Raw genomic sequence first — 11,725 nt, forward strand, 5'->3', positions numbered from 1 at the left:
TGTAAAACAGAGTAATCATCCGCATTGTGAGCCATAAGCAGTCGAAGGAACCAAAGGCGCAACCCTTGCCCGGTTTGCACCTTGCTGGCGCAGGGGTTATGGTTAGCCCCTAACCAGTAAGACCGACAGAACACCTGCATATGACTTTTTCACTTTTCGGCGACAAATTCACCCGTCATTCCGGTATCACCCGCCTGATGGAAGATCTCAACGATGGTCTGCGTACGCCAGGCACCATCATGCTCGGCGGCGGCAACCCGGCGCAAATCCCGCAGATGAACGACTATTTCCACCAGCTGCTGGCGGATATGCTGGAAAGCGGTAAAGCCACTGAAGCACTGTGCAACTATGATGGCCCGCAGGGTAAAACCGAGCTGCTGGCAGAGCTGGCGAACATGCTGCGCGACGAGCTGGGTTGGGATATCGGACCACAGAACATTGCACTGACAAACGGCAGTCAAAGCGCGTTTTTCTACTTGTTTAACCTCTTTGCTGGCCGTCGCGCCGACGGGACCACCCGAAAGGTGCTGTTCCCGCTGACCCCGGAATACATTGGCTATGCCGATTCCGGCCTTGAAGAAGACCTGTTTGTCTCGGCCCGGCCAAACATCGAGCTGCTGCCGGAAGGCCAGTTCAAATACCACGTTGATTTCGAACACCTGCGCGTCACCGACGACACCGGGATGATCTGCGTTTCGCGTCCAACCAACCCGACGGGTAACGTTATCACCGACGAAGAGTTGATGAAGCTGGACGTGCTGGCCAATCAGCATGGCATTCCGCTGGTGATTGATAACGCCTACGGAGTGCCGTTCCCGGGCATTATCTTCAGCGAAGCGCGTCCGCTGTGGAACCCGAATATCGTGCTGTGCATGAGCCTGTCGAAGCTCGGCCTGCCCGGCAGCCGCTGCGGCATTATCATCGCCAATGAGAAAATCATCAGCGCGATAAGCAATATGAACGGCATCATCAGCCTCTCTCCCGGCGGAATTGGCCCGGCGATGATGTGCGAGATGATCAAACGTAAGGACCTGCTGCGCCTGTCGGAAACGGTGATTAAACCGTTCTATTACCAGCGCGTTCAGGAGACGATCGCCACTATTCGCCGCTATTTACCGGAAGAACGCTGCCTGATCCACAAGCCAGAAGGGGCGATTTTCCTCTGGCTGTGGTTTAAGGATTTACCGATCACCACCGAAATTCTTTATCAGCGCCTGAAAAAACGCGGCGTGCTGATGGTGCCGGGCGATTTCTTCTTCCCGGGGCTCGATAAACCCTGGCCGCACACGCATCAGTGTATGCGTATGAACTATGTGCCGGATCCGCAGAAAATCGAAGCGGGTGTTAAAATCCTTGCCGAAGAAATAGAAAACGCCTGGCGTGAAAGCGGGTGCTAAGCCCGGCGGGTACTGAAAATACCTAGCCGGAATTAATATGCTCTTTGCAGTAGCGACGCTTCCACGCCGCGGGTGTGAGCCCGGTGTGTTTGCGGAAGATTTGTCGGAAATAGCCGCTATCGTTGAATCCACAGCGTGCCGCCACTTCGGTTAACGACAGCGAATCACTGATCAACAGCTTCTCGGCCGCCATTACCCGCTGACGATGCAGCGACTCGGTCAGCGTCAGGCGAAACGTGCGCCGATAGACGCGACCGAGATAGTCCGCATTGCAGTGCAGCTCTTTGGCGAGCGTTGAGGTAGAAATCGGCAGATGAAACTGGGTGCGGATACTCTGCTGTGCCTTCCACGCCAGCGCCACGCCGGGACTGTCGCCCACGCTTTCCTCTACGCCAGCCGCCGAAAGCTGCTGGAGGATCAGCAGCAAAATGCACTCCAGCGCAATGCTGCGATGCACGTTCTCCTGCTCGCTCAGGAACTGGCGAAACAGGGCGATGATGTACTGCGGATGGCTCACGCTGGTGTGCTGGGGAATACTCAGTAACGTCTGGCGCAGGGCCGAGTCTACCGCGCTTTCCAGCCAGTCAAAATGCAGCCAGTAAAATTTTAAATCGCCCGGAAACTGGCCCTCGCCAACGTGCTGACACCCCGGACGCAGCAGCAGGCTTTCACCCGCCTGCACCCTAAACAACTGCCCTTCCTCGCGGATCTTCAGCTCGCCGCGTTCAACAAACACCAGTTCCCAGGAATTAAGCCTGCGCGCCGGATGGCTGCCCACCCCACGGGAAATGAACAGGCCACCGTTCTGCACGCGAATCGGAAACGCTATGGATAATTCGAGCATGGATATGTGTTTTCCCGCTTATCGAAAGATAAAAATCCACATTTGCTATTGATTATAAACAAAAATAACAACATCACCTGACAGCGATCACAGTTTGCACATCAGGTCGGAATCCTCATCTTTTTATACTTTTCCCTTCCCTTGTTGCGCGGGCGATTCCGGGCAGAATTGAGGATGTACCTTACACATCACATCCGAAGCCCGCGAAAAAGCGGGTCATACCCCCTGACTTACGTGAGGAGTTTTCGATGACTTCTGCTCCGATTACACAAACCGAACTCGCCCAGCAGTCCATTAACGACGCGCTGTCGCTGCGGGAGAAAATCGGTTACGGGCTGGGCGACGCCGGCGGGACGGTGATCACCTGCCTTATCATGAACTTTCTGACCTTTTTCTATACCGACGTTTTCGGTTTGACCCCGGCGCTGGTCGGCACGTTGTTTATCGCCCTGCGCGTGTTCGATGCGATTTCTGACCCGATTATGGGCGTGATCGCCGACCGAACCCAAAGTCGCTGGGGACGCTTTCGCCCCTGGCAGCTGTGGATTGCACTGCCGATCGGCATTATCGGCGTCCTGACCTTTACCGTGCCCGACGTCAGCATGAGCATCAAAATCGTTTGGGCATTCGGCACCTATCTGCTGCTGTCCATCAGCTACACCGCCATCAACGTGCCCTACTGCGCGCTGATTAACACCATGACCACCCGCCATACGGAAGTGCTGGGCTGCCAGTCCTGGCGCTTTGTGCTGTGTGGCGTGGCGGGGTTTTTAGTCTCCGTCGGGCTACCGTGGCTGGTATCCGTTTTCGGTAAAGGCGACGTGGCGCACGGCTGGCAAATGGGGGTCAGCATTCTGTGCGGCGTGGCGGTGGTGATGTTCCTGTGCTGCTTCTTCTGGGTACGCGAGCGGGTGCCGCTGGACGCGCTGGGCAAATTTACCCTACGCCAGCACATCGCCGGGCTGCGGAAAAACGATCAGCTGCTGCTGATGCTGGTAATGTCCTTCCTGCTAATTAACGTCTTTAACATCCGCGGTGGCGGCTATATGTACTTCATCACCTACGTATTACAGGGCAGCACGGCGTACACTTCGCTGTTCTTCACCATGGTGACCTTTGCCTCAATTTTAGGGTCGATCCTCGTCAATCCGCTGACCAAACGCGTCGATACCGTCAAACTTTACTCTTACACCAATCTGGTTTTAGCCGCACTGGCGGTGGCGATGTGGTTTCTGCCCGTTGGTCCGGCATGGCAGACGCTGTGGCTGGTTGTCATCCTTGGCAACGGCATCATTCTGGGCTTTACGCTGCCGCTGCACTTCGGCCTGATGGCCTTCGCCGACGATTACGGCGAGTGGAAAAACGGGGTGCGTTCCTCAGGCATGAACTTCGCGTTTAACCTCTTTTTCATCAAACTCGCCTGGGCCTCCAGCGCCGGGATTGTCAGCCTGGTGTTTGTCTTGGTGGCCTATCAGCCCGGCATCGGTAACCAGACGGCGGCCTCGCTGCACGGCATGACCGCGATGGAAACGCTGCTGCCCGCCGTGTTCCATCTGCTGCTGGCCTTCACCCTGCGTACCTGCAAACTCAATAACCCGATGATGTCGCGCATCGCCAGCGATTTACGCGTGCGCCATGTTCAGTCTTAAGGAGACCGTTATGTCCGTGATGGAAGTCGATCTACACAAGCTCAAAGTCAACGATCCGTTTCTTGGGCAGTATCAGCAACTGGTTCGTGATGTGGTTATCCCCTATCAGTGGGACGCGCTGAACGACAGGATCCCACAGGCCGATCCAAGCCACGCTATCGAGAATTTCCGTATCGCCGCCGGGCTGTCAGAGGGTGAGTTTTACGGCATGGTTTTCCAGGACAGCGACGTGGCGAAATGGCTGGAAGCCGTGGCGTGGTCGCTGTGCCAGAAGCCGGACCCGGCGCTTGAAAAAACCGCCGATGAGGTAATTGAACTGGTGGCCGCCGCCCAGTGCGACGATGGCTATCTCAATACCTATTTCACCGTCAAAGCCCCGCAGGCGCGCTGGACCAATCTGGCGGAATGCCATGAGCTGTACTGCGCCGGACACATGATTGAAGCAGGCGTGGCGTTCTTCCAGGCGACCGGCAAACGTCGTTTGCTGGAGGTGGTCTGTAAACTTGCCGACCACATCGATAGCGTGTTTGGCCCTGCCGAGTCGCAACTGCACGGTTACCCCGGTCATCCGGAAATCGAGCTGGCGTTAATGCGCTTGTTCGACGTGACGCAGGAACTGCGCTACCGCGAGCTGGTGAACTTCTTCGTCGAACAGCGGGGAACACAGCCGCATTTCTACGACATCGAGTATGAAAAACGAGGAAAAACCTCGTACTGGAATACCTACGGCCCGGCATGGATGGTGCAGGATAAAGCCTACAGCCAGGCGCATCAGCCGCTGGCTGAACAGCAGAGCGCCATCGGTCACGCGGTGCGTTTCGTCTACCTGATGACCGGCGTGGCCCATCTGGCGCGGCTCAGTCAGGACGAAGCTAAGCGTCAGGACTGCCTGCGCCTGTGGAACAACATGGCCCAGCGTCAGCTGTATATCACCGGCGGGATCGGTTCCCAGAGCAGCGGCGAAGCCTTCAGTAGCGATTACGATTTACCGAACGACACGGTGTATGCCGAAAGCTGCGCCTCGATTGGGCTGATGATGTTCGCCCGCCGAATGCTGGAGATGGAAGCCGACAGCCAGTACGCCGACGTAATGGAGCGTGCGCTGTATAATACCGTGCTCGGCGGGATGGCGCTGGATGGCAAACACTTCTTCTACGTCAACCCGCTGGAAGTGCATCCTAAATCGCTGAATTTCAATCATATCTACGATCACGTCAAGCCGGTGCGCCAGCGCTGGTTCGGCTGTGCCTGCTGCCCGCCGAATATCGCCCGGGTGCTGACCTCGCTCGGGCACTATATCTACACCCCACGTGAGGACGCGCTGTACATCAACCTGTATGTCGGCAACAGCGCAGAGATTGCCGTCGGCGATGAGACGCTGCGCCTGCGTATCAGCGGCAACTTCCCGTGGCAGGAAAAAGTCACGATCGCCATCGACTCGGCGCAGCCGGTGCAGCATACCCTGGCGCTGCGCCTGCCCGACTGGTGCGATGCCCCACAGGTGGCGCTCAACGGCGTGCCGGTAGCGAAGGATATCCGCAAAGGGTATCTGCACATCAACCGCCGCTGGCAGGAAGGCGACACCCTGACGCTCACCCTGCCGATGCCGGTGCGTCGGGTGTATGGCAATCCGTTAGTGCGCCACGTCGCCGGGAAAGTGGCGATACAGCGCGGGCCGTTGGTGTACTGCCTTGAACAGGCGGATAACGGCGAAGAACTGCATAACCTGTGGCTTCCCGATGCGGCAACCTTTAACGCCTTCGAAGGCAAAGGGCTGTTCGCACACAAGGTGCTGATTCAGGCCGAGGGCTATAAGCACACCGCCGTCCAACCCGAGCAGCAGCCGCTTTGGCATTACGACCGCTCACCCGCCACGCGTCAGGCGCACACCCTGACCTTTATTCCGTGGTTCAGCTGGGCCAACCGCGGCGAAGGCGAAATGCGGATTTGGGTCAACGAGGGGTGATTTTTCCGTTTGCCGGGCACAATGAAACACGCCACCCGATTGAAACGGTGGATGATATCTATTCCTGGGCCGATATTCTAAAAGCCACGGCGGCGCTTTATCTTTAAATGTTAGGGCTTCCCGCCCGGCGGCGGAGCTGCCGGGTCTACGGTTGGAAGGGTAGGCCCGGCAAGCGAAGCGCCGCCGGGCAATTAAACTCGCTCTCCGGCAACCATTTCGGCTGTATCGCCCGCCCAATCCAACAGATAAAGCCCATTACGTACATCGCGATGAAAGGTGGAGAACGGCCACGATTTCACCTGCTTAACCCACCCATGTTTCACAGGATTGATGTAGATGTAATCCATGTGCCGACGGTAATCCTGTTCATCCCGAATGGTGTGCTCCCAAAAGCGGGGCTGCCATATCTCTCGCGCACCCAAATCACGGGTAAACCGTTTTTTGATATCCCGCCAGCGACCCGAAAAATCGCTGTCATTTTCCGGTAGTGTCCACAGGCAGTGCATGTGTTCGGGTAAAACCACCCAGGCGTTAATGTGAAACGGCTTATGGCATTTGACCTGTGTTATCGCGCGTTTTAGCAACGCAATCTGACGCACCAACAGGTCACTGCGCCGATCTCTGAGATTGACGGTGAAAAACCACGACCCACCTTTAATGTAGTTACGGCGATAATTTGACATGGTGTGCTCTGCATACTTGCCCGGCGGCGCGAGCTTGCCGAGCCTACAACGTCCACCATACTGCACCCTACCGCGTATCGCCGTCGGTGATTTTTCATTCGGGAAAGCTTGCCGCAAAAAAGTTAATGCGCCGTGCAATCGACAGCATTTTTTGCGGGCATAGACGCAAACCTCCTCAGCCAAACGGTTTGTCAATCCGTGTGCTTTACACTGACACTATTTGACAATTATTGACCGGGCAGTAATCATAAAGTTAATTACTGACCAGGCAGCTATTATGACAACGCACACGCAGTCTCCCGCTAAAAACCTGCATCTGGGTTTACTTTTTCATCTGACTAACCAGTTTAAAGATCAGCTCATTGGGCATTATTTCTCTGGGGCAGGCATTACTGCACCGCAGTTTAAAGTGTTGATTAATATCTATAAAGGCAACACCAGCCCGGCGGAAATTTGCAAGAGCCTGCTGATGGATACTGGCGCGATGAGCCGGATGGTTGAGCGCATGGTGAAGAGTGGGCTTATCGAACGTCATCGTAATGCGCAGGACAAACGCCAGGTGATTCTGGCCCTGACCGAGAAAGGACAGTCGCTGTGCAATACGTTTCAGAATGAAGCATTAAACACCATTCTGGCGGAGCTCACCGCCCGTCTGACCGCCGAAGAATCCCAGCAACTACAAGCCCTTATTATCAAAATGCTGCCGGATGAATACACGGCACCCCATCGCTAAGTTCCCGTTTTAAGGCTCTGAACATTATGGAAAACACCGCTCCTGAAGCTACTCAGCGTCCAAGCCGACGCAAACGTAACTTCGCTATTTTACTGCTGATCCTGGTGCTGGCCGCCGCGGGCTGTCTTGCCTGGTATCTGCTGTATGCCCGCTATTACGAATCCACCGACGATGCCTACGTCAACGGCAACCAGGTCACGCTCACCCCGCAAATTGCCGGGACCGTGACCCAGGTGACGGTGGACGAAGGCGATTTCGTGCAGAAAGGCCAGCCGCTGGTGCTGCTCGACCCGAGCGATACCGAAATCGCATTGCAGCAGGCCGAAGCTGACCTCGCCAGCACCGTGCGTCAGGTGCGTGGGCTTTACAGTACCGCCGATAATTACCGTGCCCAGGTCGACGCGAAAAAAGTTGCCCTGCAAACGGCGCAGAATGACTACAGCCGTCGGCAGAAAATTTTCACCAGCGGTGCCATCGCGGCAGAAGATCTGTCGCATTACCGTGATGCGGTGACCAGTGCAAAAAGCGATTTGCTCGCCGCGCAACAGGCGTTGAAAACCAATCAGGCGATGGTCGATGACACCGTGATCGACAGCCATCCGGAAATTAAAACCGCCGTCGCGACGCTGCGTCAGCGCTATCTGGATAACGCCCGTAGCACGATCGTCGCGCCGGTCAGCGGGTATGTCGCCAAACGCGCAGTGCAGCTCGGGATGCGTGTCACATCCGGCACCACGCTGCTGTCGATCGTGCCGCTGAAGGAAGTGTGGGTCGATGCCAACTTTAAAGAGAGCCAGATGCAGGACATGCGTTTGGGGCAAAAAGTGACCCTGAATGCTGACCTCTACGGCGATGACGTGCAGTACCACGGCACTATCGAAAGCTTAGGTATCGGCACCGGCAGCGCGTTTTCCCTGCTGCCTGCGCAGAACGCCAGCGGAAACTGGATAAAGATCGTGCAGCGCCTGCCGGTGCGCATTCTGCTCGACGAACACGACATGCAAAAACACCCGCTGCGGATTGGCCTGTCGATGAACGTAAAGGTCGATATCCGTGACCTCGATGGCCATCTGCTGCCACAAAAAACCGTCAGCCAGCCGCGCTTTACCACCGACGTGTACAACACGCCGATGGCCGCCGCCGACAAACTGGTCGCACAAATCCTGCGTGACAACAGCCGCGCCGTAGCCGCACAGCGCTAAGAGAGACCGCATGTCTGAACCGAAGGCGGCCTATACGCCCCCGAGCCTGTTTCTGGCGACGCTGGCGCTGTCGCTGGCCACCTTTATGCAGGTGCTGGATTCCACTATCGCCAACGTGGCGTTGCCAACCATTTCCGGCAACCTCGGGGTGAGCGCCGATCAGGGCACCTGGGTTATCACCTCGTTTGCGGTGTGTAACGCCATCGCCCTGCCGCTCACCGGCTGGTTTACTCGTCGCTTTGGCCAGCTACGGCTGTTTATCGCCTCGGTGGTGTTTTTCACTCTGACTTCGTTCCTGTGCGGATTTGCCCATAGCATGACGGAGCTGATTATTTTCCGTGCATTGCAGGGCTTTTTCGCCGGGCCGATGTTCCCGATGTGTCAAACGCTGCTGCTGATTATTTTCCCGCCGATGAAGCGCAGTATGGCTCTGGCGCTGCTGTCGATGGTCACCGTGGTGGCCCCCATCGTGGGGCCGATCACCGGTGGCTGGATAACCGATAACTACTCGTGGCCGTGGATTTTCTACATCAACGTGCCGATCGGGATTTTTGCCTCGATTGTGGTCTGGACCCAGCTGCGCGGGCGCGAAGAAACCACCCAGTCTTCGCCTGTCGACTACATCGGCATTGCGCTGTTAGTGCTTGGCGTCGGGCTATTGCAGGTGGTACTCGATAAGGGCAACGATGAGGACTGGTTCGCCTCGACGCCGATTATCGTGATGTCGATTGTGTCGGCGGTAAGCCTGATTGCCTTTGTGATCTGGGAGCTGGATGACAAGCATCCGATCGTTAATCTGCGACTGTTTAAGGACCGCAACTTCGCGATTGGCACCCTGGCGCTGATGCTCGGCTATGCGGCATTCTTTGCCATTAACATTATTCTGCCGCAGTGGCTGCAAACGCAGATGGGCTATACCGCGATTTGGGCGGGGCTTGCCGCCGCGCCGATGGGCTTTTTACCGCTGCTACTGACGCCGATCATCGGGCGTTACGCCACCAAAGTGGATTTGCGTATTCTGTGCTCGGTGTCGTTCCTGACGATGGGCGCGTCCTGCCTGATGCGCGCGCAATTCTCCACCGATGTAGACTTCCGCACCATCGCTAGCGTGCAGATGTTTATGGGGATCGGCGTGGCGTTCTTCTTTATGCCGCTCACCACCATCGTGCTGTCGAATCTGCACGGCAATCAAGTGGCGGAAGGCTCCGGGCTGGCGACATTTTTCCGCGTGCTCGGCGGGTCGTTTGCCTCGTCGCTGACCACCTGGATTTGGCAGCGCCGCGAAATCTTCCATCACGCGAATCTGGCGGAGAACGTGTCGCAGTACAATCCGGCGGCGGTGGACTACGTACAGAAGATGGGTGGCCCGACGCAGCAGCACTTTGCGCTGATCGATAAAACCATCGAACAGCAGGCGTACATGATGTCGACCATCGATTATTTCTGGATATTAGGCTGGGGCTTTATGGGGCTGGTGCTGATTATCTGGTTTACCCGGCCGCCGTTTGTGAAGTCCGGTGCGCCGAGTGCCGCCGCGTCTGCGGGTCATTAAGACAAAAGAAATGCCGGTGGCACGATGCTTACCGGGCCTACGCGTTATTTGTAGGCCCGTGCAAACGAAGTGCCGCCGGGCGTTTCCCGTTAGAACAACCCTAACGGTTTATCGGAGTAGCTCACCAGCAGGCACTTGGTTTGCTGGTAGTGTTCGAGCATCATTTTGTGGGTCTCACGGCCAATCCCGGACTGCTTGTAGCCCCCAAAGGCGGCATGGGCCGGATAGGCGTGATAGCAGTTGGTCCACACGCGCCCGGCCTGGATCCCGCGGCCCATTTTGTAGGCCAGATTGCCGTTGCGGCTCCACACGCCCGCCCCCAACCCGTACTGGGTATCGTTGGCAATCTCCAGCGCCTCCTCCATGGTTTTAAAGGTAGTGACCGACAGCACCGGGCCAAAAATCTCTTCCTGGAACACCCGCATATTATTTTTGCCAAACAGGATAGTCGGCTCGAGGTAATAGCCCTCTTTCAGTTCCCCGTCGAGCACCTTGCGGCGTCCGCCGGTCAGCACGTCCGCGCCCTCTTTCTTGCCGATATCAATGTAGTTGAGAATGGTGTCCATCTGTCCGCTGGAGACCTGCGCCCCCATTTGAGTGATGCTGTCGAGCGGGTTGCCGCTACGAATACTCTCCACCCGGCGAATAGCGCGTTCCATAAAACGGTCATAAATCGATTCATGCACCAGGGCGCGGCTTGGGCAGGTACAGACCTCGCCCTGGTTGAAGGCAAACAGCGCCAGCCCTTCCAGCGCTTTTTCAAAGAAGGCGTCCTCTTCGTCCATCACGTCGGCAAAGAAAATATTCGGCGATTTGCCGCCGAGCTCCAGGGTCACCGGAATGATGTTCTGGGTGGCGTACTGCATGATTTGCTGGCCGACTTCTGTCGAACCGGTGAAGGCCACTTTATTGATGCGTTTTGACGTCGCCAGATATTCACCGATTTCCCCGCCCGCGCCGTTGACCACGTTAACCACGCCCGGCGGCAGCAGATCGCCGATGATCTCCATCAGCATAAGCACCGACAGCGGCGTCAGCCGTGCAGGTTTGAGGATAACGCAGTTCCCGGCAGCCAGCGCCGGGGCCATTTTCCAGCTCGCCATCAGCAGCGGGAAGTTCCACGGAATGATTTGCCCGACCACGCCAAGCGGCTCGTGGAAGTGATAGGCCACGGTGTCGCTGTCAACTTCGCTGATCCCGCCCTCCTGCGCACGAATACAGGAGGCAAAATAGCGGAAGTGATCGATAGCCAGCGGCACGTCGGCGGCGGTGGTTTCACGGATAGGTTTGCCGTTATCCCAGGTTTCCGCCGTTGCCAGCAGCTCGATATTCTGCTCCATGCGATCGGCAATTTTCAGCAGGATTGAGGCCCGGTCCTGCACCGAGGTGTGCGCCCATTTGTCTTTGATTTTGTGCGCCGCATCGAGCGCCAAATCAATGTCTTTGGGCCCGGACGAGGCCACTTCGCATAGCAACTGGCCGGTTACCGGGGTCAGATTTTTGTAGTATTCACCGTCCGCCGGAGCGACCCAGTTGCCGCCGATAAAGTTGTCGTAACGGGGTTTAAGCTTCAGCGGGTAACCATAAACACCGGGCTGGATGCCCGTGGAGGGAGGATTGTTGGTCATTACCGTCTCCTTGCAGTGGGGTGTCCTGTAAGGGTAGACGCGGCTGGCGATTTATTCGCCAGCCGTTTATC

The 11,725-nt window shown here is 56.8% G+C and carries 9 protein-coding genes; 6 read left to right on the forward strand and 3 right to left on the reverse strand.

The genetic code is table 11. The features are described 5' to 3' along the window. Positions 1–140 precede the first annotated feature (140 nt). Positions 141–1,397 carry a valine--pyruvate transaminase gene (avtA, locus tag SIK69_RS09655; RefSeq protein WP_319627183.1) on the forward strand — a complete coding sequence of 419 codons (1,257 nt, stop codon included), beginning with the start codon at positions 141–143 and terminating at the stop codon, positions 1,395–1,397. 22 nt (positions 1,398–1,419) lie between these two features. Here avtA and SIK69_RS09660 read toward each other — a convergent pair whose 3' ends face one another. Continuing rightward, the gene (locus SIK69_RS09660; RefSeq protein WP_319785993.1) at positions 1,420–2,241 is read right to left on the reverse strand and encodes an AraC family transcriptional regulator; all 822 of its coding nucleotides are present in this window, start codon (positions 2,239–2,241) and stop codon (positions 1,420–1,422) included. Between the two features lie 248 nt (positions 2,242–2,489). Between SIK69_RS09660 and SIK69_RS09665 the strand changes: the two genes are divergently transcribed. Together SIK69_RS09665 and SIK69_RS09670 are read left to right on the forward strand one after the other, a co-directional pair. Then, a complete protein-coding gene (locus tag SIK69_RS09665) occupies positions 2,490–3,890 on the forward strand; it encodes an MFS transporter (RefSeq protein WP_319785994.1) in 1,401 nt (466 codons plus the stop codon). Positions 3,891–3,900: 10 nt separating this feature from the next. After that, entirely contained in the window at positions 3,901–5,856 is a 1,956-nt protein-coding gene (locus SIK69_RS09670) for a glycoside hydrolase family 127 protein (protein ID WP_319785995.1), read from the forward strand. 191 nt (positions 5,857–6,047) lie between these two features. On the opposite strand, the gene SIK69_RS09675 is transcribed toward SIK69_RS09670, so the two are convergent. Next, on the reverse strand, positions 6,048–6,539 hold the full coding sequence (locus SIK69_RS09675) for an REP-associated tyrosine transposase (protein WP_319627341.1): 492 nt from the start codon (positions 6,537–6,539) through the stop codon (positions 6,048–6,050). A 277-nt stretch (positions 6,540–6,816) separates the two neighbouring features. On the opposite strand from SIK69_RS09675, the gene SIK69_RS09680 reads away from it, so the two are divergent. The 3 genes from SIK69_RS09680 to SIK69_RS09690 are packed head-to-tail and all read left to right on the forward strand — an operon-like array spanning position 6,817 to position 10,026. After that, on the forward strand, positions 6,817–7,272 hold the full coding sequence (locus tag SIK69_RS09680; RefSeq protein ID WP_319627187.1) for a MarR family transcriptional regulator: 456 nt from the start codon (positions 6,817–6,819) through the stop codon (positions 7,270–7,272). A 26-nt stretch (positions 7,273–7,298) separates the two neighbouring features. Continuing rightward, positions 7,299–8,474: an HlyD family secretion protein gene (locus SIK69_RS09685; protein ID WP_319785996.1), complete on the forward strand. Its 1,176-nt coding sequence runs from the start codon at positions 7,299–7,301 to the stop codon at positions 8,472–8,474. Between the two features lie 10 nt (positions 8,475–8,484). Next, a complete protein-coding gene (locus tag SIK69_RS09690) occupies positions 8,485–10,026 on the forward strand; it encodes a DHA2 family efflux MFS transporter permease subunit (RefSeq protein WP_319785997.1) in 1,542 nt (513 codons plus the stop codon). Between the two features lie 89 nt (positions 10,027–10,115). Here the strand turns inward: SIK69_RS09690 and exaC are convergent, their stop codons facing one another. Beyond that, on the reverse strand, positions 10,116–11,654 hold the full coding sequence (gene exaC, locus SIK69_RS09695; RefSeq protein ID WP_319627190.1) for an acetaldehyde dehydrogenase ExaC: 1,539 nt from the start codon (positions 11,652–11,654) through the stop codon (positions 10,116–10,118). Positions 11,655–11,725 lie beyond the last annotated feature (71 nt).

The sequence above is a fragment of the Scandinavium lactucae genome (genome assembly GCF_033843265.1).
Classification (GTDB): domain Bacteria; phylum Pseudomonadota; class Gammaproteobacteria; order Enterobacterales; family Enterobacteriaceae; genus Scandinavium; species Scandinavium lactucae.

What these genes read in the sequence shown, in the direction of transcription:
- SIK69_RS09670 (WP_319785995.1), top strand. Translation starts at nt 3,901, where the DNA reads ATGTCCGTGATGGAAGTCGATCTACACAAGCTCAAAGTCAACGATCCG.
- SIK69_RS09665 (WP_319785994.1), top strand. Translation starts at nt 2,490, where the DNA reads ATGACTTCTGCTCCGATTACACAAACCGAACTCGCCCAGCAGTCCATT.
- avtA (WP_319627183.1), top strand. Translation starts at nt 141, where the DNA reads ATGACTTTTTCACTTTTCGGCGACAAATTCACCCGTCATTCCGGTATC.
- SIK69_RS09685 (WP_319785996.1), top strand. Translation starts at nt 7,299, where the DNA reads ATGGAAAACACCGCTCCTGAAGCTACTCAGCGTCCAAGCCGACGCAAA.
- SIK69_RS09660 (WP_319785993.1), bottom strand. Translation starts at nt 2,241, where the DNA reads ATGCTCGAATTATCCATAGCGTTTCCGATTCGCGTGCAGAACGGTGGC.
- exaC (WP_319627190.1), bottom strand. Translation starts at nt 11,654, where the DNA reads ATGACCAACAATCCTCCCTCCACGGGCATCCAGCCCGGTGTTTATGGT.
- SIK69_RS09680 (WP_319627187.1), top strand. Translation starts at nt 6,817, where the DNA reads ATGACAACGCACACGCAGTCTCCCGCTAAAAACCTGCATCTGGGTTTA.
- SIK69_RS09690 (WP_319785997.1), top strand. Translation starts at nt 8,485, where the DNA reads ATGTCTGAACCGAAGGCGGCCTATACGCCCCCGAGCCTGTTTCTGGCG.
- SIK69_RS09675 (WP_319627341.1), bottom strand. Translation starts at nt 6,539, where the DNA reads ATGTCAAATTATCGCCGTAACTACATTAAAGGTGGGTCGTGGTTTTTC.